Below are 18,245 nucleotides of genomic sequence, written 5' to 3' on the forward strand. Positions count from 1 at the left end.
CGGCATGGAGCCGCCGCCAAGGGGGCCTCGTTAGTGTGGAGGCATATGGACTGGAACATGATTTGGACCAACGTCATGAGCTTCATGACGGACTACCGGGTGCCCCTCAGCATCCTGATCATCATCATCGCCGCGTTCGTGATCCGCGGCATCCTGCTGTACGCGGTCAGGCGCCTGGTCGACCAGGTGGTCTCGGGCGTCAAGAAGAAGCAGAACGTCACCGACACCCAGGCGCTGGTCGCCTCCCCGCTCGCGGCGGTGCGGATCGTGCAGCGCACCCGCACCATCGGTTCGGTGCTGAAGAACGTCATCAACGTGACCGTGGTCATCATCACGATCGTCCTGCTGGTGAACACGATCGACCCCACGATCATCGGCTCGCTCGCCCTGCTCACGGCCGCTCTCGGCGCCGGCCTCGGTTTCGGCGCCCAGAACATCGTGAAAGACGTGCTGAACGGCCTGTTCATGGTGTTCGAAGACCAGCTGGGCGTCGGGGACGTCGTCGACCTCGGGCCCGCGACCGGTGTGGTGGAGGCCGTCGGCATCCGCATCACCCAGGTGCGCGACGTGAACGGCACGCTCTGGTTCGTGCGCAACGGCGAGATCCTGCGCGTGGGCAACATGTCGCAGGGCTGGGCGCGCGTGATCATCGACCTGGCGATCCCCTACGACTCCGACATCGACGTGGTGCAGGAGCGCGTGCTCGACGCCGCCGTGGCGATGGCCGCGGAGCCCAAGTGGCGCTCGCGCATCATCGAGCGACCCGAGATCTGGGGTCTGGAGTCGATCTCGGCCGAGGCCCTGGTCATCCGACTCGTGGTGAAGACCCGCACCTCGGCCAAAGACGACGTGGCCCGCGATCTGCGGATGCGCCTCAAGCGCACCCTCGACGAGATCGACGTGACGCTGCCCTCGCTGAACACGGTGGTGCTCTCGGGCTTCGAAGGTGCCACCAGCGTGAAGGGTGCACGGCCCCCGCGCACCAAGCCCATCGCGACGCAGGACGCCGATCCGGCGCCGCCCCGGAAATCCCCCCGCAAGCCCTCCGCCACGACCGCCCCGACGAACGAGTAGACCATGCAGATCACGCCCCGCCCCTCGGGTGACGGCCCTACCGGCACGAGCGACCTCACCACGGGCCTCGGCGGCCGCTCGTTCTACGAGCAGATCGGCGGACACGACACCTTCGTGGCGCTGGTGCAGAAGTTCTACGAGGGCGTGGGCACCGATCCGGTGCTGAAGCCGATGTACCCGGCCGACGACTGGGACGGCGCCATCGCCCGCCTGACGGGCTTCCTCGAGCAGTACTGGGGCGGCCCGGGCACCTACAGCGAGCAGCGCGGGCACCCCCGGCTCCGGATGCGGCACAACCCCTTCAAGGTGAATCCGGATGCCCGCGACCGCTGGCTCGCACACATGGGAGTGGCCGTGGATTCGCTCGGGTTGTCGCCCCTCGACAGAGAAACGCTGTGGAGCTATCTCGAACGGGCCGCGCATGCCATGGTGAATACCTTCGAGGAGTAGCACTCCTCGCGCAGCCCCGCCGGTTGCGGCCGCCGTACCTGCTGCGTCCGCCGTGACCGCTGTACCGCCCCGTGACGAAGGAGTTCCGGATGCCCGAGAGTGCCGACCCCGCCGACGTCGTCGTGATCGGCGGTGGCCTCGCGGGCCTCGTCGCCGCCTGCGAGGTGCTCGCCGCCGGCCGCACGGTCACCATCCTCGAGCAGGAGCCCGCGGCCTCCCTCGGCGGGCAGGCCTGGTGGTCGTTCGGCGGCATCTTCCTGATCGACAGCCCCGAACAGCGCCGGATGCGCGTGCGCGACTCGCTCGAGCTGGCCCGGCAGGACTGGTTCGGCACCGCCGGCTTCGACCGCCCCGAAGACGACTGGGGCCGCAAGTGGGCCGAGGCCTACCTGCAGTTCGCCGCCGGCGAGAAGCGGGCCTGGCTGCGCGAGCGCGGGGTCTCGTTCTTCCCCGTGGTGGGCTGGGCCGAGCGCGGCGGGTACACCGCCCTGGGGCACGGCAACTCCGTTCCGCGGTTCCACATCACCTGGGGCACCGGTCCGGGCGTGGTCGCCCCCTTCGTGGAGCGCTTCCGGGCGGGCGTCGAGGCCGGGCGGGCTCGCATCCTGCACCGGCACCGCGTGGACGAGCTGCTGACGGCGTTGACCGCCGGTTCCTCGGGGCCGGCGTCGGACTCCGGATCGGCGGCCCCCGAGGCCGCGACCCGTGTCACCGGCGCGCGCGGCAGCATCCTCGCCCCCAGCCGCGCCGGCCGGGGCGCGCCGAGCTCGCGCGAGGTCGTCGGCGAGTTCTCGATCGAGGCGGGCGCCGTGATCGTGGCCTCCGGCGGCATCGGTGGCAACCACGAACTCGTGCGCTCGCTCTGGCCCGCGCGGCTCGGCCCCGCGCCCGCCACGATGCTCTCGGGCGTGCCCGAGCACGTCGACGGCCGGATGCTCGGCATCAGCGAGCAGGCCGGTGCCCGCCTGGTGAACACCGACCGGATGTGGCACTACACCGAGGGCATCACGAACTTCGATCCGGTGTGGTCGCGGCACGGCATCCGGATCCTGCCCGGGCCCTCGTCGCTCTGGCTGGACGCCACGGGCAAGCGCCTGCCGGTGCCGCTGTTCCCTGGTTTCGACACACTGGGCACCCTCGAGCACATCCTCTCGACCGGGTACGACTACAGCTGGTTCGTGCTGACGCAGGCGATCATCGAGAAGGAGTTCGCGCTCTCCGGCAGCGAGCAGAACCCCGATCTCACCGGCAAGGACCTGCGCCTGCTGGCCCAGCGGATCCGGCCCGGTGCCCCCGGCCCCGTGGAGGCGTTCAAGGCGAAGGGCGTCGACTTCGTGGTGGCCGACAGCCTGCCCGAGCTCGTGCACGGGATGGCGGGGCTGCAAGACGAGCGGAGCGGTCCGCTGGACGCCGCCCAGGTGACGCGCGAGGTGTACGCGCGCGACCGCGAGATCGCGAACCGCTTCACGAAGGACGCGCAGATCACCGCGGTGCGCGGGGCCCGCAACTACCTGGGCGACCGGCTGATCCGGGTGGCGAAGCCGCACCGGCTGCTCGATCCCTCGGCGGGGCCGCTGATCGCGGTCAAGCTGCACGTGCTCACCCGCAAGAGCCTGGGCGGCATCCAGACCGACCTCGACGGCCGCGCCCTCGGTCCTGACGGATCACCCGTCGCCGGGCTCTACGCCGCGGGCGAGGCCAGCGGCTTCGGCGGAGGCGGAGTGCACGGCTACCGCGCCCTGGAAGGTACCTTCCTCGGCGGCTGCCTGTTCTCCGGCCGCGCGGCCGGCCGAGCCGCCGCCCGCGCCTGACGAGGCTCCGTCGCTAGCGGCGGGCGAGCACGTGGCCGCGGCGGGTGGTGAGGCGGAACCACGGGCCGGAGCGGTACACGGAGGCCTCGTCGTCGGACTTGAGGAAGCCGAGGCTCGCCGCGCAGAAGGCCGCGCCGGCGGGGATGCCCTGATCGGGATCGTCGCCCCCGAAGGCGTGCTCGGGCAGGTCGCGGCCCCACACCTCGGAGCGCACCCGGTGCACGAGCTGCTCGCCGGTGTCGGCGGGAACGGCGGCGGCCACCTCGGCGATGCCGGTGCGGGCCGTGGTCTCCAGCAGCGCCACCGAGCAGTGCCCGAGGGCCTTCCAGCCGCCCCGGGGCGGGCTGATGCCGGCCCAGGCCACACCGGTCTCGGCCGGCGGCAGCGGCACCTCGATCGGCCCTTCGGCCGAGTTGGACAGCACCGAGAGCTGCGCGAGGCGGTCGAGCAGGGCCCGGATGGGCACGACCGTGTCGAAGGAGTCCGAGCTCGCGAGCGCGAAGGTGCGCAGCCCGAGCACGGTGGGGGTGGAATCCAGAAGTCCCTTGGGCGTGAGGGCCGCCGTGTAGGCGGCGAGCACACCGAGTCCGCCGATCAGGCGGACGGATCCGTTGTCCACCCGAGCCGCGCGCCCCAGGTACACCTTGAGGTCGCCGAGCGACGCAGCATCGATGAGGGAAAAGGACTGGACCATCTGTGCTGTCTAAACTACTTCACAGTGAACGGCTCGCGGTGCGTCCGAGCCGTCGTGTCCTACGTCACCGGAGGTTCCATGTCCGATCCGCTCTCCGGATTCCTCACCACGCTCGATCTGGTCGACACCGGCGCGCGCACCGATGAAGACATCTTCACCGGTCCGTCGCAGTGGATGCCCAACGGCCGGGTCTTCGGCGGTCAGGTGCTCGCGCAGTCCCTGGTGGCCGCTGTCCGCACGGTCGACGCCGATCGGACCGTGCACTCGCTGCACGGCTACTTCCTGCGCCCGGGAGACGCCTCGGCGGGGATCACCTTCGCGGTCGACCGCCTGCACGACGGCCGCTCGTTCTCCACCCGGCGCACGCAGGCCTACCAGAACGGGGTGCCGATCCTCTCGGTCATCTTCTCGTTCCAGACCGAGGACGAGGGCTTCGACCACCAGGTCGAGATGCCCACCGGGCTGCCCGAGCCCGACGACCTGCCGAGCGCCGCCGACGTGCTCTCGGCGATCGACCATCCGATGGCCCGCACCTGGGCCCGGGAGCGCGCCTTCGACATGCGTTACGTCAGCTCGCCGATCTACACCCACGTGGCCGGCGAGAAGGTCGCGCAGCAGGCGGTCTGGCTGCGCGCGCTCGGCCGGCTGCCGGACGACCCGAACCTGCACCGCGCCGCGCTCGCCTACGCCAGCGACTACACGATCCTGGAGTCGGTCATGCGCCGACACGGCCTGCCCTGGGCCAGTCCCGAACTCAAGATGGCGAGCCTGGACCACGCGATGTGGTGGCACCGTTTCGCGCGCGCCGACGAGTGGCTGCTCTACACGCAGAACTCGCCGAGCGCGGGCGGCGGGCGCGGCTTCGCCCTCGGCAGCATCTTCGACCGGCAGGGCCGCCTGATCGCGAGCGTGGCCCAGGAGGGCATGGTGCGCGCCAAGCGCTCCTGACCAAATCAGGCCGTGCTCTCGGGCCTCACCGGTCGGGGACGATGATCGTGCCCTGGTGAAAGCGAAGCACCGGCCCCGGTATCTGCCAGAGCGAACTGTGCCTGCTGTCGTGATCCGCGCCTCGCACGCGATAGGTCACGAGCACGAGGTCGTCGGCCACCCGGTTGAACAGCCATTCGGATGTCGCGGGGGTGGCCCTGGCCGGCTCGTGCCGAAGAGCTTCGACCAACTCGGAGCGGTTCCAACGACGCCCGGACCGGCCGATCTCTGCGAAATCGCCGGCGAGTAGCCCGGTGACCTCGCCCTCATCACTCCGCACCGGCGAGGAGAGAAGCGCCAGCTCCGCCTGCATCACACCCTCGAACTCATGCCCGCTTTCTTCCCACACAGGTCGACGGTAGCGCGTCCGGCCGGCACTCGCCGGGCGCACGCGCGCCGCGCGGGCCGTGTCAGCTGCGGCGGCGGAAGGTGAGCGGCTCGTCGAGGTAGGGCTCCCAGGCGGCGCGCTCGTGCGGCAGGATGCGACGGGGTCGCTCCGTGGCGGCATCCACCAGCACCAGCGTGGTGGACGCCTTCACGTAGGTGACCTGCGGCTGCTGGTCACCGGCGAGCGGGCTCTTGACCTCGTAGTAGACGTCGAGGCTCGCGCCGCCCAGGTGCCCGATCCACAGTTCGACGTCGATCGGCTGCCGGATGTAGGGCATCGAGCGCACGTACTCGATCTCCTGGCGCGAGATCACGCTGTGCGTATCGGTGGTGGGGCTCGCGTCGATCACCGCGGTCGTCCACTCCGCCAGGGCGGGGTCGGCGACGTCGCCGTCGACCCAGAACGCGAAGATGCGCGCCTCCTCGAGGATCTTCAGCATCGAGGCGTTGTTGACGTGCCCGTAGGCGTCGAGGTCCGACCAGCGCAGCTGGATCGGCACGTGCAGGCGCATCGCAGATGCGCCTAGTCGCGCGTGAGCTTGCGGTAGGCCGAGCGGTGCGGCTTCGCCGCGTCGGGGCCGAGGCGCTCGATCTTGTTCTCCTCGTAGGCCTCGAAGTTGCCCTCGAACCAGTACCAGTTGGCCGGGTCGTCCTCGGTGCCCTCGTACGCCAGGATGTGCGTGGCGATGCGGTCGAGGAACCACCGGTCGTGCGTGATGACCACGGCGCAACCGGGGTACTCCAGCAGCGCGTTCTCCAGGCTGCTGAGGGTCTCCACGTCGAGGTCGTTGGTGGGCTCGTCGAGCAACAGCAGGTTGCCGCCCTGCTTGAGCGTGAGCGCCAGGTTCAGGCGGTTGCGCTCACCACCGGAGAGCACCCCGGCCTTCTTCTGCTGGTCGGGGCCCTTGAAGCCGAAGGTGCCGACGTAGGCGCGGGCCGGGATCTCGGTCTTGCCGACCTGGATGTAGTCCAGGCCGTCGGAGACCACCTCGAACAGCGTCTTGTTCGGATCGATGCCGCCGCGCGACTGGTCGACGTAGGAGATGTCGACCGTCTCGCCGATCTTGAGATCGCCGGCGTCGAGGGGCTCGAGGCCCACGATCGTCTTGAACAGGGTCGACTTGCCGACGCCGTTCGGGCCGATGACCCCGACGATGCCGTTGCGGGGCAGCGTGAACGACAGGTTGTCGATGAGCACGCGCTCGCCGAAGCCCTTGCGGAGGTTCTTGGCGTCGATCACCTGCGAGCCGAGTCGCGGGCCCACAGGAATCTGGATCTCCTCGAAGTCGAGCTTCTTGGTGCGCTCGGCCTCGGCGACCATCTCCTCGTAGCGCGCGAGGCGGGCCTTCGACTTGGCCTGGCGGCCCTTGGTGTTGCTGCGCACCCAGTCGAGCTCCTCCGAGAGGCGCTTGGAGAGCTTGGCGTCTTTCTTGCCCTGCACCGCGAGGCGTTCGCGCTTCTTCTCGAGGTAGGTCGAGTAGTTGCCCTCGTAGGGGTAGAGGCGGCCGCGGTCGACCTCGGCGATCCACTCGGCCACGTGGTCGAGGAAGTACCGGTCGTGCGTGACGGCGAGCACGGCGCCGTGGTACTGCGCCAGGTGCTGCTCGAGCCAGAGCACGCTCTCGGCGTCGAGGTGGTTGGTGGGCTCATCGAGCAGCAGCAGGTCGGGCTTCTGCAGCAGCAGCTTGCAGAGGGCGACCCGGCGCTTCTCACCACCCGAGAGGTTGGCGACCTCGTAGTCTCCGGGCGGGGTGCGCAGGGCGTCCATCGCCTGCTCGAGCTGAGAGTCGAGATCCCAGGCGTCGGCGGCGTCGATGGCCTCCTGCAGCGTGCCCATCTCTTCCAGCAGCGCATCGAAGTCGGCGTCGGGTTCGGCCATCAGAGCGCTGATCTCGTTGAAGCGGTCGAGCTTGCCCTTGATGGGGCCGACGCCCTCCTGCACGTTCTCGAGCACGGTCTTCGACTCGTCGAGCTCCGGCTCCTGCATGAGGATGCCGACGCTGAAGCCGGGCGTGAGCTTCGCCTCACCGTTCGAGGGGGTGTCGAGCCCCGCCATGATCTTGAGGATGGTGGACTTTCCGGCGCCGTTCGGCCCGACGACCCCGATCTTCGCCCCGGGGATGAACGCCATGGTGACGTCGTCGAGGATCAGCTTGTCGCCCACCGCTTTGCGGGCGCGCACCATCGAGTAAATGTATTCGGCCATGTCACCAGTCTATGGCGCGGGTCTGTCCGATCAGGCACGCTCCGGTGGCGATGGGAGGGGCGACCAGGCTCGTGTAGGCACCGTGCCCGTACTGGCCGATCAGGCACTGGTCGCCCCAGCGCACCGAGAACTGGATGGAGTCGGCCGCGACGCCGACCGTGGTGATGTCGGGAGTGACCTGCATGGCCGCGATGTCGAAGCCGTTGGTGCGCAGATTGCTCGTGAACTCCACTCCCCCGGCCTGCGGGTTCGAGGCGATCAGCGCCTGGTTCACCTGATCGAAGAACGGCTTGTTGTCGGCCGCCGTGCCCGCGGGCAGCAGCGTGGCCGCCGTGCTCGGGGCGCTGGAGGCAGCGGCGGCCGGAGTGGTCGCCGCTGTGCTGGCCGGAGCCGGATCGGCCTGCGGTGTGCACGCCGCGAGCGCCGCGGCCAGGGCGAGCGGCAGGAGCACCGCACCCGCGGTCCGCCACCTCGATCGCTGTGCCGGAACCGTCTCGTGGTGCGTGGTGTGCATCGCTGCGTTGGTCCTCTCGATCGCGGTGCGCGTGGAGCCGGCCCCTCGCAGGGCCCTGTCGAGCTTATTCGCTCGGAGCCGGATGCGCCTGGGAGTGCACCCCGTCGCTCAGAAGGGCAGCAGCGCCTCCTCGGACTCCGCCGGGGACATCGCGGGTTCGAGTGGCCCGGTGAGGCCGGTTGACCCGCCTCCCTCCGTTCCCTCCGGATGCTCGCCGAACGTGCCGCCCGGTTCCGGAGCCGATGCCGCCCAGCCCGAGCCGGCCGGAGCATCCGGCGCCGGGATCGTGACCGACTTCGTGTAGACCGAGGTGCCCCAGCTGAGGTCGTGCCCCACGGCATCCGCCTCGAGGTCGATCGTGGTGCCGGACTTCTCGCCCGTCTCCCACGAACGGATGCGCAGCCGGCCGGTGACCACCACGTGCTGCCCCCGCTCGATGGAGGCCGCGGTGTTGAGCGCGAGCTGCCGGAAGGTGTTGACGGTGTACCAGTTGGTGTCGGCGTCGACCCAGCGCTTCTGGTCGCGATCGAATCGGCGCTGGCTGGAGGCGAGCCGGAAGCTCGTGATCTCGAGCCCGGAGTTCGTGGTGATGTGCCGGGGCGGGGTGGCGACGACGCCGGTGAGGGTCAAGAGGTCGGGCATGGTGGGCTCCTTCGAGGTCGAATCGGTGCTGACGAACCGAGTCTCGCCGGGGGCGGAACGCACGACGGCCGGGTTCTCTCATCTGTGGAGAGAATCCCGGCCGTGGCCGCCTGTGCAGAACTCGTCTGCGAGCCGGCTCAGCCCTTGATGTAGCTCGCGTACGCCTTGCGCACCTTGATGACCTTCGGCACGGCGACCGCCATGCAGTAACCCTGGCCCGGGTTCTTGGCGAAGAAGTCCTGGTGGTACTCCTCGGCGCGGTAGAACGCGCCCAGCGGCTCCAGCGTGGTGACCACGCCGCCGTCCCAGAGCTCGCCGGCCCGCACCAGAGCGGCCTCGAACAGCGCCTTCTGCTCCTCACCGTCGTAGAACATCGCCGAGCGGTACTGGGTGCCGATGTCGTTGCCCTGGCGGTTCAGCTGACGCGGGTCGTGCAGGGTGAAGAAGACGTCGAGGATGATGTCGGCCGGGATGACGGCCGGGTCGAAGGTGACCGCCACGGCTTCGGCCTGGCCGGTCGTGCCCGTGCAGACCTCTTCGTAGCTGGGGTTCTCGACGGTTCCCCCGGTGTAGCCCGACACCACGTCGTGCACGCCCTCGAGGGTGCGGTAGACGGCGTCGAGGCACCAGAAGCAGCCTCCTGCGACAACGAAAGTTTCCATGCCCGGATTCTAGCCGGGCCCGATGTCGGTGGTGCCGCCTACCGTCGAGACATGACCACCATCACACGCACTCTCGGGCCCGAGCTGCACCGCATCCGTCAGGGGTACTGGCGGGTGATCGCGCCCTCCGGCGTCGTGCTGGGCTACGTGGAGGAGTTCGAGAGCGACGGCGTACCCCGCTTCCGGGCACGCCGGCTGCTCGGGGCCACGCGGCTGGTCGAGTTCGGCGAGTTCTGGCAGAGCGCGGATGCGGTGGAGGCCCTGCGATGACAGTTCGGCCGACACCGGCGCTTCGGCGGGGTGCGGGAAGAACCGCGGGGTAGTGTGCGGCACATGGAATGGTGGAATGGTTTCGTCCGGTGGCTCGAGTCCTCGAGCGGAGAGTACGTCGTCGCGAGCATCGTGCTGCCCGCCCTGGCGATCATCGTGGCCGGTCTACTGGCCGCCTGGATCGCGCGCTCCGCGGTCAAGAGCCTGCTCGCCAAGCACGACCGCGAGCTCAAGATCTCGGCCATCGCCTCGCTGATCGACGCGGCCGAACAGGCCTCGGTGTGGAACTCGCTCACCCCGCAGGAGCAGATCCTCGCCGACCGCGCCACGGGCCAGGCCGACATCCAGGTGCGCCTGTTGCCGATCAAGGGCGCCGACGTGGCCGCCAACTGGGCGGCGCACGCGCTCGCCGAGATGAAGCGCAACTCCGCCACCTTCGGCTACCAGGTCGAGCCCGCGGTGTTCGAGTTCCGCGACCGCCTGATCGAGTGGCAGCAGAAGCCGGGCCGCGCCAAGCGCGTCTTCCAGAGCGACCTGGAGCGCTGGGCCGCCGAAGACGCCTCCACCGAGCGGGAGCTGCTCGCCCAGCAGGATGCCTGGGTCGCCCAGCAGCACCATGCCCAGTACGCCGACCCGGTCGGCACGAGCTCGTCCGGCACGAAGTCGTCCGGCTCGAACTCGTCCGGCACGAACTCATCGGGCTCGAACTCGGCGTCCTCGTCGGCGCCGGCCGCACCGGCCGCACCCGCCCCGGTACCGGTCGCCACGCAGGCCTACTCCACCCCGATCGCCCCGTCGGCTCCCCTGCCGCCCACGCACGAGCCGCGCCCGACGGTGCAGCAGGTCGCATCCGGCACCGGTACCCGCGGGGTGGCACCGGCCGGCAGCACCGCCACGCCGTCCTCACCGCTCGGCGAGCTCGAACTCACCACCGACCCGGGCGAGGCCCGCGCCGCCGGCGAGGTTCCGCCGCCCGTCAACGCCTTCCCCCCGCGCAGCACCTCCACCGACTAGGCGGTCGCCGGAGTAGTACGCTTTGTGCGTCGCCCCTGTAGCTCAGTGGATAGAGCACCGGCCTTCTAATCCGTTTGTCGCTGGTTCGAATCCAGCCAGGGGCACCCCGTTCGTCGAGACCCCATCGACACCGGATCAGGCCGAGACGAGCGCCACGATCGCCGCGATCAGCGAGCCGAGGGCGATCAGCAGCGAGATGCCGATCAGCACGGCGTGCACGATGAGGAACCTGGTGGGCTTGCCCGCGGCATCCCGGGCCCGCTCGTCGCGGCTGACGCGCTTGTAGAACTGCGGCCACACGATGGCGTTCCAGACGGCGTTGACGATGAGCAGGATGGCGAGGGTCGTGATCACGGCCGACAGTCTACGAGAGCGGATGCGGCACCCGGGTGCGCGCCGCCGCCGGGCGGCTGTCGGCCCACGGCCCTAGACTCGACGCATGAGTTCTTCCTCCGACCGCCTGGTATGGATCGACTGCGAGATGACCGGACTCGACCTCGCCATCGACGAACTCGTCGAGGTCGCGGTCGTGGTGACCGATTTCGACCTGAAGCTCGTCGATCCCGGTTTCAGCATCGTCATCAAGCCCGACGACTCGGCGCTGGCCAACATGAACGACTTCGTCACCAAGATGCACGAGTCCAGCGGCCTCTCCGAGGAGATCCCGAACGGGGTGAGCCTCGCCGACGCCGAGTACCAGGTGCTCGAGTACATCCTGAAGCACGTGCCCACCGCGCAGCAGGCGCCCCTGGCCGGCAACACCATCGGCACCGATCGCGCCTTCCTGGCCAAGTTCATGCCGCGGGTCGACGGTCACCTGCACTACCGCAGCATCGACGTCTCCTCCATCAAGGAGCTGTCCCGCCGCTGGTTCCCCCGGGTGTACTTCAACGCCCCCGAGAAGGCGGGCGGGCACCGGGCACTGGCCGACATCCTGGAGTCGATCCGCGAGCTCGAGTACTACCGCAAAGCGGTGTTCATCGCCGAGCCCGGGCCGACCTCGGCCGACCTGAAAATCATCTCGGCCGACGTGGTGCGCGAATTCGGCTCGAACTTGTAATAGAATCTTTCTTCGTTGCCCTGCAAACACGATTTGCCGGGTGAACATGGTGGATATAGCTCAGTTGGTAGAGCGCTGGCTTGTGGTGCCGGATGTCGCGGGTTCGAGTCCCGTTATTCACCCCACTGAAGCAGAGGGCCCGGTTCGCCGGGCCTTCTGTGTTTCTTCTGCCTTCTGTGTTTCTTCTGCCTTCTGTGTTTCTTCCGCAGGGAGCCCGGTGATCCGGGCCCTCCGCGTACTTCCGGAACGGAGCATCATGATCGAGCTCGACGCCGAGGCCTTCGAGGAGCTCGTCGCCGACGAACTCGACGAGCTGCCCGACGACATGCTGGAGGGTCTCGACAACGTCGTGTTCGTGATCGAAGACCGGCCGGAAGACGGATCGCTCGACCTGCTCGGCCTCTACGACGGCGTGGCACTCACCGAGCGCGGGCAGTACGGCTTCGGCGAGATGCCCGACCGCATCTTCCTGTTCCGCGAGCCGCTGCTGGCCGTCTGCGACGACCTGGACGAGCTGCGCGATCAGATCCACATCACCCTCGTGCACGAGATCGCCCACTTCTACGGCATCGACGACGAGAAGCTGCACGAGCTCGGCTGGGGCTGAGCGCACTCGACACGCCGAGGGGGTCGCGTCACTCCGGGAACTCCCCGCAGCGCCCCCTAGCCTGGACGTATGGCAGGCAGCACGGGCACGCAGACGGGTACGGCCGGGCGCAAGGCGCTCCGGGCCGTCGTCGTCCTGCTCGGCGTGGTCGTCATCCTGGCTCTCGGGCTGTACGGCCCCGCGACGCTGGTGGGCCCGCTCCCCGCGGCCACGGCATCCGTCGCCGGCAGCACCGGTGAGGCACCCGTCTCCGCCGCTCCCGTGGTGCCGGAGACCGGTGCGAGCGCGATCGTGGCCGACGTGGCGAGCGCCCCGTTCGCCACCGGCGGTCTCACCGAGGCGGTCCCGATCGGCGGATCCGCGAAGGTGATCACCGCCTTGGTGGTGCTCGACGCCAAGCCGCTCACCGCCGGGGACGCCGGCCCCGCGATCACCGTCTCCGCCGAGGACTTCGCCGGGTACCAGAAGTACACCGCGGAGAGCGCACGCACCGTCGCGGTCGCCGCGGGTGAGAGCTGGACCCAGCGCGAGATGCTGCAGGCCCTGCTGCTCGGCTCGAGCAACAACCACGCCGACGCCCTCGCCCGTTGGGCCTTCGGATCGGTCGACGCCTACCTCACGGCCGCCGCCAGCTGGCTCGCCGACCACGGCGCCACCGACACCACCGTCGTCGACACCACCGGTCTCGACGAAGACGATGTGAGCACGGCCACCGACATGGCCCGGATCAGCGCCATCGCGTTCTCGGTGCCGGCGATCGCCGAGATCATGACCGCCGAGAACGCCCGCGTCACCGGCAACCGCAGCGTCGACAACCTCTCCGGCTACGCCGCCGACGAGGGCTACCGCGGCCTCTCGCGCAGCTACACCGACCAGGCCGGCATCTGCTTCCTGTTCGCCCTCGACGTGCCCGCCGCCGGGGCGGCGGACGGGGCGGGGGTCACCCTCTACGGCGCGTTCCTGCGCGAGCCCGACTGGGACACCATCGACGCCGACCTGAGCGCCCTCGCCGCGTCGGCGGCCTCGACCCTGCAGCAGACCCCCGTGGTGACCGAGGGGCAGACCTTCGTGACCTACACCACCCCGTGGGGTGCGACCGCGCACGGAGTGGCGTCGAAGACCGAGAGCCGGATGCTGTGGGTCACCGCACCATTGGAGTACGCGGTCGACGCGACCCCGCTGACCACCGGCAACAAGGGGCAGCAGGTCGGGTCCGTCACGGTCACGACCCCCGACGGCGACGTGACCGTGCTGCTCGAACTCGACCAGCGGATCGGCGACCCCGGGCCGCTCTGGCGGCTCGGGAATCCGGTGCCCGTGATCACGGCGTTCATCGACTCGCGCACGGACGACTGAGACACCCGCTCAGGTCGGCACCACGAGCGTCGCCAGAGCCCTGGGGCTCTCGCGCCGGGTGAACGCCTGCCACTGCGCCTCCCAGCGGTCCCACTCATGGGCGTACGGCTCGCCGTCACGGGCCAGGGCGCGTTCCTTCCGCACGGCGTCGTCGGCCTCGACCCAGATGCGGATGTCGGCCAGCCGGGCGTTGCGCCGGCTGAGCGCACCGCAGCCCTCGACCATCAGCGGCAGGGCGGGATCGATCTCGTGCCACTCGACGGCGCGCTCGGCCAGCCAGTCGTAGCGCTGCCAGCGCGGCGGGCGGTGCTCGCCGCCGATCCGGTCCCGGCCCATCCGCTGCTCCCGGAACGGCAGCAGCAGCTGCTCGGTGATCTGCACGCTGGCCGACTCCAGGCCGTCCCAGCCCGGGTAGATGTCGTCCAGGTGCACCAGTGTCGGACGGTCCTCGCCCGCCCAGCCCGCTCGCATCCGGAGCGCCAGCTCGGTCTTGCCCGAGCCACTCGGTCCGTCGATCAGGATCACCGTCATACCGCGCCTCGTCGCCCCTCAGCCGATCACGAAGTTCAGTGTGCCCGTGACGGTCGCCACCGCGAGCGCCGACGCGCCGATGACCGCGCCGATCACCACGAGCAGCCACTCCGCCGCCCCGAACGTGCTGGGCCGTGCCCAGGTGCGCACGATGTCGCCGCCGAAACCCCGGGCCTCCATGGCGGTGGCGAGCTTGCTGCCTCGGCGCAGCGACAGCACGAGTAGCGCGAAGGCCTGACCGGCGAAACGGCGGATGCGGCCGGTGTCGCCCAGGCCGCGGGCACGCCGCGCCAGTTCGAGATGCCGCCAGTCCTGGATGAAGAGGCCGATCAGGCGCATGCCGGCCAGGGCGCCCAGCACGAAGCGGCTCGGCAGGTGCCACACCTGCGCCAGGCCGTCGGCGAGATCGGTGGGGTCGATCGTGGCGAACAGCACGACCGCGGGCAGCCCGATGGCCAGGATGCGCAGCACGGTGGCGATGGCGAGCGCGATCGAGCCGTCGCTGATGTGGATGAGCCAGAACTGGAAGTAGATCTGCCCGTCGGTGACGCCGTAGAGCAGGGTCGTGACGCCGGCCAGCGGAGCGGCGATCCAGATGGCGATCGTGCGCCGGAAGAAGGCGCGGGCGCTGAGCCCCGCCCAGGCGAACAGGATGCTCTCCAGGGCGAGGGCGACGGCCGCCGACACCCAGTCGATGGTGACGAGCAGGAAGGCGCTGAGCACGAGGGAGGCCGCGAGCTTCGCCACGGGGTTGATGCGGCCGATCCGTCCCGTGCCGCGGACGGGTGTGAGCACGCTCATGCGGGAGCCACCGGAGCTACCGGGGCCGCCGGGGCCGCCGGGGCCGCCGGGGCGCGGGTGGTGTCGCCGCCGATCACCAGCTCGTGGTCGGCGAGGGCGTCGATGAACGCGCGGTCGTGGGTGACCGCGAGAACGGCGGTGCCGCGCTGCATCTGCTCGGCGAGAAGGCGCACGAGCTCGGCCCAGGTGCGGGAGTCCTGACCGAAGGTGGGCTCGTCGAGGATCAGGATGCGCGGCCGGGCGACGAGGGCCGAGGCCACCGAGAGGCGGCGCTTCTCGCCACCGGAGAGCGTGTACGGGTTCGCGGCGAGCAGCGCACCGAGCCGGAGGCGATCCGACACCTCGCTCACGCGCTCCGCGATCTCGTCCTGCCCCAGTTTCAGAGCCTTGAGCGAGACCTCCAGCTCGCCGCGCACCGTGCCCGTGACGAACTGGTGCTCGGGGTCTTGGAACACGACGCCGATGCGGGTGAGGAGCTGACGTGAGGTCCAGGTGAGGGGGTCGGGGCCGGGCGGGCGGGCGCGCTTCCGGAGGCGCGCCCACCTCGAGGGCCGCGCATCCGGAGTCCAGGCGTCCGTGTTTCGCGTATCCGGGGTTCGTGCATCCGGTGTTCGTGCATCCGGGGTTCGTGCGTCCGGTGTTCGTGCATCCGGGGTTCGTGCGTCGTGAGTCGGGGAATCCGGATGCCCGTGCTCGCCTCTCAGGGCGTCGCTCGCGCGCACCTCGCCGTTCTCCGGCGGCAGGAGGCCGGCGAGAGTGAGGGCGAGCGTGGTCTTGCCGGCGCCGTTCGGTCCGGTGAGCGCGGTGGCGGTGCCCGACCTGATCTCGAGCTCGATGCCGGTCGCGACCGGGCGGCCGGGCACGCGCGCGACGGCGAGGTCGTGGGCGCTGAGCAGCAGCTCGGGTGCGCGTGCCGGTTCGACGGGCACGTCGGCATGCTCGCCCGGGCGCGTGGATCGTCGGTGGGTAGGCCGCTCGTGTGTGCGCGCCGAGATGCCCAGCAGCGGGTCGTGTGCGGGCGCCCGCACCGGCCGGCCGGCGAGTGGATCGTGCGCAGGCGCGCGCACCAGCCGGCCCTCAAGCGCATCCTGTTCAAGCGCGCGCACCCGCCGGCCCTCAAGCGCGTCCTGTTCAAGCGCGCGCACCCGCCGGCCCTCAAGCGCGTCCTGTTCAGGGGCGCGCACCGGCCGGCCGTCAAGCGGATCCTGGCCGGGCACCCACACGCCGTCGGCGGCCAGCTCGGCCCCGCGCGCGCCGAGCACCGCATCCGGAGCCCCGTCGGCGAGCACTCCCCCGCCCGGCGCCAGCACGACCACCCGGTCGACCACCCCGAGCCACACGTCGACGCGGTGCTCGACCACCACGAAGGTGGCGCCCGACGCGCTCAGCACGCCGGCCACGGCATCCCGCACCTCCTCGACGCCCGCGGGGTCGAGGTTCGCCGTCGGCTCGTCGAGCAGCAGGATGCCGGGGCGCATGGCCACGACTCCGGCGAGCGCCACCCGCTGCTTCTGGCCGCCCGAGAGCTCGGAGGTCGGATGGGCGCGCTCGATCCCGTGTGCTCGAGCCGGTCCCGATTCGGATCCCGATGCCGCTCCCGATCCGGATCCGGATCCGGATGCCGGTCCCGATGCCGCGGAGCGGAGTCCCACGGCCTCGAGGGCGGCGTCGACGCGCGGCCAGATCTCCTCGCGGGGCACGCCGAGGTTCTCGCAGCCGAACGCCACGTCGTCGCCCACGCGCGCGAGCACGATCTGCGAATCCGGATCCTGCAGCACGAGACCGGCCCGGCCCCGGATGCTCGCGGGCGGCATCCCGTCGACGGCCAGCTCGCCCTCCTCCTCGCCCTCGTCGGCGCCGCCGAGCACGCCGGCGAAGCCCTGCAGCAGGGTGGACTTGCCAGCTCCGGATGCGCCGAGCAGCAGCACGCGCTCGCCCGGGTCGATCGCCAGGTCGAGTCCGCGCAGGGCCCAGGCCGCGCGTCCCGCGTGCCGCCAGCCCCAGCCGGAGGCGCGCAGGGATGCGCCGGCGGGCGCGGCTGCGGCTTCTGCCGCGGACGGGTCGGGAGCGTCGGGGAACGGGGGCATGCGTGCGGCCGGACTAGACCCTCGCCGTGACCTCGCGGCCGGCGGCGAAGCGGTTCAGCGCGCCGGTGCGGGCCAGGGCGCGCACGACGATCCAGGAGAGCAGGCCGGCGATGACGGCTCCACCGATGGTGCCGCAGACGATGTAGATCGTCTTGAAGTCGGCACCGTTGCCCGCGTACCAGAGGATGGAATCGTTGATGCCCATGGCGAGGCCCGCTCCCGCACCGGCCAGCACGGCCACGTACACGCGGTAGTTGGCGTAGAGGAAGATCGCGAAGACGATCTCGGCGCCGAGCCCCTGCACGAGACCGGAGACGAGCGTGAGGACGCCCCACTGGGTGCCCACGAGCGCCGAGACGATCGCGGCGACGAGCTCGGTGAAGAGGGCGGCACCGGGCTTCCGCACGATCAGCCCGCCGAGCACGCCGGCGAACAGCCAGACGCCGCCGGTGAGGCCTTGTGCGCCCGGCAGCAGGGCTTCGAGGCCGGTGCTGAGCGGGGTGTAGGTGAGGCCCCACACCCAGAAGATGAGTCCGGAGGCGACTCCGATGACGCTGGCGACGACGATGTCGACGACCCGCCAGCGGTAGTTCCCGCGGCGGCGACCCGGCGCGGTCGGGGTGGGGCGGGTGGTACCGGCCGTGCCGGTGGTGGTGTTTGCAGCGTGCACTGTTCGTGCCCTTTCAGTCGGTGGAAGGGGCACGGGTTTGCCGCCGTGGTCGATCCGCGAACCGGTGCTCCGGCTCACGGATCCGCCACCTGCGGCGAGAGATGCCTCCCTGCGCTGGCATGATCCAGATCAGGTTCGACGGTCGAAGGTTGAGAACCTTCCTCTCAGCCCGGCTCACCGGACTCCCGTGTGCCGCCATCCTACCCCGGCCCGTGCTCCGCCACCTCCCGTTCCCCTCCCGTCCCCGCGCCCCGCGCTCTCCCGTCCCGTCCCCGCGCCCCGCGCTCTCGCCTCCCGTCCCCGCGCCCCTCGCTCTCCCCTCCCCGCCACTTGGCCCAAGTCGCCCGAAAGGGGCGCGACTTGCCACAACTTGTGGCAAGTCGGACGCGAAAGCGGCGACTTCTGCCAAGTCGTCGGCGCCC

At 70.5% G+C, this 18,245-nt stretch carries 21 protein-coding genes, 2 tRNA genes and 1 riboswitch; of the genes, 11 read left to right on the forward strand and 12 right to left on the reverse strand.

Features of this window, described 5'->3' with window-relative positions; translation table 11 throughout:
- Window positions 1–75 precede the first annotated feature (75 nt).
- The 3 genes from ACN4JJ_RS09480 to ACN4JJ_RS09490 all read left to right on the forward strand — a co-directional run bounded on the left by ACN4JJ_RS09480 (window position 76) and on the right by ACN4JJ_RS09490 (window position 3,335).
- Entirely contained in the window at window positions 76–1,074 is a 999-nt protein-coding gene (locus ACN4JJ_RS09480) for a mechanosensitive ion channel family protein (RefSeq protein ID WP_440709666.1), read from the forward strand.
- A 3-nt stretch (window positions 1,075–1,077) separates the two neighbouring features.
- A complete protein-coding gene (locus ACN4JJ_RS09485; RefSeq protein WP_440709667.1) occupies window positions 1,078–1,524 on the forward strand; it encodes a globin in 447 nt (148 codons plus the stop codon).
- Window positions 1,525–1,613: 89 nt separating this feature from the next.
- Window positions 1,614–3,335, forward strand: a complete 1,722-nt coding sequence (locus ACN4JJ_RS09490) for an FAD-binding dehydrogenase (protein WP_440709668.1) — start codon at window positions 1,614–1,616, stop codon at window positions 3,333–3,335.
- Window positions 3,336–3,348: 13 nt separating this feature from the next.
- Here the strand turns inward: ACN4JJ_RS09490 and ACN4JJ_RS09495 are convergent, their stop codons facing one another.
- Entirely contained in the window at window positions 3,349–4,029 is a 681-nt protein-coding gene (locus ACN4JJ_RS09495; protein WP_440709669.1) for a DUF8185 domain-containing protein, read from the reverse strand.
- Window positions 4,030–4,107: 78 nt separating this feature from the next.
- Between ACN4JJ_RS09495 and ACN4JJ_RS09500 the strand changes: the two genes are divergently transcribed.
- Window positions 4,108–4,977, forward strand: a complete 870-nt coding sequence (locus tag ACN4JJ_RS09500; RefSeq protein WP_440709670.1) for an acyl-CoA thioesterase — start codon at window positions 4,108–4,110, stop codon at window positions 4,975–4,977.
- 25 nt (window positions 4,978–5,002) lie between these two features.
- Here ACN4JJ_RS09500 and ACN4JJ_RS09505 read toward each other — a convergent pair whose 3' ends face one another.
- From ACN4JJ_RS09505 to msrA, 6 genes are all read right to left on the reverse strand, one after another.
- Entirely contained in the window at window positions 5,003–5,365 is a 363-nt protein-coding gene (locus ACN4JJ_RS09505; protein WP_440709671.1) for a nuclear transport factor 2 family protein, read from the reverse strand.
- Window positions 5,366–5,426: 61 nt separating this feature from the next.
- A complete protein-coding gene (locus ACN4JJ_RS09510) occupies window positions 5,427–5,915 on the reverse strand; it encodes an acyl-CoA thioesterase (protein ID WP_291049114.1) in 489 nt (162 codons plus the stop codon).
- An 11-nt stretch (window positions 5,916–5,926) separates the two neighbouring features.
- Window positions 5,927–7,609, reverse strand: coding sequence for an energy-dependent translational throttle protein EttA (gene ettA, locus ACN4JJ_RS09515; protein ID WP_440709672.1), 1,683 nt, complete (start codon window positions 7,607–7,609; stop codon window positions 5,927–5,929).
- Window position 7,610: 1 nt separating this feature from the next.
- Entirely contained in the window at window positions 7,611–8,123 is a 513-nt protein-coding gene (locus tag ACN4JJ_RS09520; protein ID WP_440709673.1) for a DUF6993 domain-containing protein, read from the reverse strand.
- A gap of 108 nt (window positions 8,124–8,231) precedes the next feature.
- Complete coding sequence (locus ACN4JJ_RS09525; RefSeq protein WP_440709674.1) at window positions 8,232–8,765, reverse strand: single-stranded DNA-binding protein; 534 nt, start codon at window positions 8,763–8,765, stop codon at window positions 8,232–8,234.
- 137 nt (window positions 8,766–8,902) lie between these two features.
- Window positions 8,903–9,427, reverse strand: coding sequence for a peptide-methionine (S)-S-oxide reductase MsrA (gene msrA / locus ACN4JJ_RS09530; protein ID WP_440709675.1), 525 nt, complete (start codon window positions 9,425–9,427; stop codon window positions 8,903–8,905).
- Between the two features lie 51 nt (window positions 9,428–9,478).
- Between msrA and ACN4JJ_RS09535 the strand changes: the two genes are divergently transcribed.
- From ACN4JJ_RS09535 to ACN4JJ_RS09545, 3 genes are all read left to right on the forward strand, one after another.
- A complete protein-coding gene (locus tag ACN4JJ_RS09535) occupies window positions 9,479–9,697 on the forward strand; it encodes a hypothetical protein (RefSeq protein WP_440709676.1) in 219 nt (72 codons plus the stop codon).
- 63 nt (window positions 9,698–9,760) lie between these two features.
- Window positions 9,761–10,711: a hypothetical protein gene (locus ACN4JJ_RS09540; RefSeq protein ID WP_440709677.1), complete on the forward strand. Its 951-nt coding sequence runs from the start codon at window positions 9,761–9,763 to the stop codon at window positions 10,709–10,711.
- A 31-nt stretch (window positions 10,712–10,742) separates the two neighbouring features.
- Window positions 10,743–10,815: transfer RNA gene (locus tag ACN4JJ_RS09545), tRNA-Arg, on the forward strand.
- 31 nt (window positions 10,816–10,846) lie between these two features.
- Here ACN4JJ_RS09545 and ACN4JJ_RS09550 read toward each other — a convergent pair.
- The gene (locus tag ACN4JJ_RS09550; RefSeq protein ID WP_440709678.1) at window positions 10,847–11,065 is read right to left on the reverse strand and encodes an SCO4848 family membrane protein; all 219 of its coding nucleotides are present in this window, start codon (window positions 11,063–11,065) and stop codon (window positions 10,847–10,849) included.
- 85 nt (window positions 11,066–11,150) lie between these two features.
- On the opposite strand from ACN4JJ_RS09550, the gene orn reads away from it, so the two are divergent.
- The 4 genes from orn to ACN4JJ_RS09570 all read left to right on the forward strand — a co-directional run bounded on the left by orn (window position 11,151) and on the right by ACN4JJ_RS09570 (window position 13,734).
- Window positions 11,151–11,771, forward strand: coding sequence for an oligoribonuclease (orn, locus tag ACN4JJ_RS09555; RefSeq protein ID WP_440709679.1), 621 nt, complete (start codon window positions 11,151–11,153; stop codon window positions 11,769–11,771).
- Window positions 11,772–11,820: 49 nt separating this feature from the next.
- A tRNA-His gene (locus tag ACN4JJ_RS09560) sits at window positions 11,821–11,896 on the forward strand.
- 131 nt (window positions 11,897–12,027) lie between these two features.
- Window positions 12,028–12,378 (forward strand): metallopeptidase family protein, encoded by a 351-nt coding sequence (locus ACN4JJ_RS09565; protein WP_440709680.1) that lies wholly within the window; start codon window positions 12,028–12,030, stop codon window positions 12,376–12,378.
- 69 nt (window positions 12,379–12,447) lie between these two features.
- The gene (locus ACN4JJ_RS09570) at window positions 12,448–13,734 is read left to right on the forward strand and encodes a D-alanyl-D-alanine carboxypeptidase family protein (RefSeq protein ID WP_440709681.1); all 1,287 of its coding nucleotides are present in this window, start codon (window positions 12,448–12,450) and stop codon (window positions 13,732–13,734) included.
- Window positions 13,735–13,743: 9 nt separating this feature from the next.
- Here ACN4JJ_RS09570 and ACN4JJ_RS09575 read toward each other — a convergent pair whose 3' ends face one another.
- The 4 genes from ACN4JJ_RS09575 to ACN4JJ_RS09590 are packed head-to-tail and all read right to left on the reverse strand — an operon-like array spanning window position 13,744 to window position 17,823.
- Window positions 13,744–14,265, reverse strand: a complete 522-nt coding sequence (locus ACN4JJ_RS09575; protein ID WP_440709682.1) for a nucleoside/nucleotide kinase family protein — start codon at window positions 14,263–14,265, stop codon at window positions 13,744–13,746.
- Between the two features lie 18 nt (window positions 14,266–14,283).
- Window positions 14,284–15,066, reverse strand: a complete 783-nt coding sequence (locus tag ACN4JJ_RS09580) for an energy-coupling factor transporter transmembrane component T family protein (RefSeq protein WP_440709683.1) — start codon at window positions 15,064–15,066, stop codon at window positions 14,284–14,286.
- A complete protein-coding gene (locus ACN4JJ_RS09585) occupies window positions 15,063–17,153 on the reverse strand; it encodes an ABC transporter ATP-binding protein (RefSeq protein WP_440709684.1) in 2,091 nt (696 codons plus the stop codon). The genes ACN4JJ_RS09580 and ACN4JJ_RS09585 overlap by 4 nt, the downstream gene beginning before the upstream one ends.
- A gap of 13 nt (window positions 17,154–17,166) precedes the next feature.
- Entirely contained in the window at window positions 17,167–17,823 is a 657-nt protein-coding gene (locus ACN4JJ_RS09590; protein WP_440709685.1) for an ECF transporter S component, read from the reverse strand.
- An 89-nt stretch (window positions 17,824–17,912) separates the two neighbouring features.
- Window positions 17,913–18,013: riboswitch (TPP riboswitch) on the reverse strand.
- Window positions 18,014–18,245 lie beyond the last annotated feature (232 nt).

Origin of the sequence: Herbiconiux dendrobii, from assembly GCF_052048175.1 — a bacterium.
In the GTDB taxonomy this organism is placed as follows: domain Bacteria; phylum Actinomycetota; class Actinomycetes; order Actinomycetales; family Microbacteriaceae; genus Herbiconiux.

Bases quoted from the DNA above. Each gene is read 5' to 3' on its own strand.
- ACN4JJ_RS09480 (WP_440709666.1), top strand. From the start codon at position 76: ATGAGCTTCATGACGGACTACCGGGTGCCCCTCAGCATCCTGATCATC.
- ACN4JJ_RS09485 (WP_440709667.1), top strand. From the start codon at position 1,078: ATGCAGATCACGCCCCGCCCCTCGGGTGACGGCCCTACCGGCACGAGC.
- ACN4JJ_RS09490 (WP_440709668.1), top strand. From the start codon at position 1,614: ATGCCCGAGAGTGCCGACCCCGCCGACGTCGTCGTGATCGGCGGTGGC.
- ACN4JJ_RS09495 (WP_440709669.1), bottom strand. From the start codon at position 4,029: ATGGTCCAGTCCTTTTCCCTCATCGATGCTGCGTCGCTCGGCGACCTC.
- ACN4JJ_RS09500 (WP_440709670.1), top strand. From the start codon at position 4,108: ATGTCCGATCCGCTCTCCGGATTCCTCACCACGCTCGATCTGGTCGAC.
- ACN4JJ_RS09510 (WP_291049114.1), bottom strand. From the start codon at position 5,915: ATGCGCCTGCACGTGCCGATCCAGCTGCGCTGGTCGGACCTCGACGCC.
- ettA (WP_440709672.1), bottom strand. From the start codon at position 7,609: ATGGCCGAATACATTTACTCGATGGTGCGCGCCCGCAAAGCGGTGGGC.
- ACN4JJ_RS09520 (WP_440709673.1), bottom strand. From the start codon at position 8,123: ATGCACACCACGCACCACGAGACGGTTCCGGCACAGCGATCGAGGTGG.
- ACN4JJ_RS09525 (WP_440709674.1), bottom strand. From the start codon at position 8,765: ATGCCCGACCTCTTGACCCTCACCGGCGTCGTCGCCACCCCGCCCCGG.
- msrA (WP_440709675.1), bottom strand. From the start codon at position 9,427: ATGGAAACTTTCGTTGTCGCAGGAGGCTGCTTCTGGTGCCTCGACGCC.
- ACN4JJ_RS09535 (WP_440709676.1), top strand. From the start codon at position 9,479: ATGACCACCATCACACGCACTCTCGGGCCCGAGCTGCACCGCATCCGT.
- ACN4JJ_RS09540 (WP_440709677.1), top strand. From the start codon at position 9,761: ATGGAATGGTGGAATGGTTTCGTCCGGTGGCTCGAGTCCTCGAGCGGA.
- orn (WP_440709679.1), top strand. From the start codon at position 11,151: ATGAGTTCTTCCTCCGACCGCCTGGTATGGATCGACTGCGAGATGACC.
- ACN4JJ_RS09565 (WP_440709680.1), top strand. From the start codon at position 12,028: ATGATCGAGCTCGACGCCGAGGCCTTCGAGGAGCTCGTCGCCGACGAA.
- ACN4JJ_RS09570 (WP_440709681.1), top strand. From the start codon at position 12,448: ATGGCAGGCAGCACGGGCACGCAGACGGGTACGGCCGGGCGCAAGGCG.
- ACN4JJ_RS09575 (WP_440709682.1), bottom strand. From the start codon at position 14,265: ATGACGGTGATCCTGATCGACGGACCGAGTGGCTCGGGCAAGACCGAG.
- ACN4JJ_RS09580 (WP_440709683.1), bottom strand. From the start codon at position 15,066: ATGAGCGTGCTCACACCCGTCCGCGGCACGGGACGGATCGGCCGCATC.
- ACN4JJ_RS09585 (WP_440709684.1), bottom strand. From the start codon at position 17,153: ATGCCCCCGTTCCCCGACGCTCCCGACCCGTCCGCGGCAGAAGCCGCA.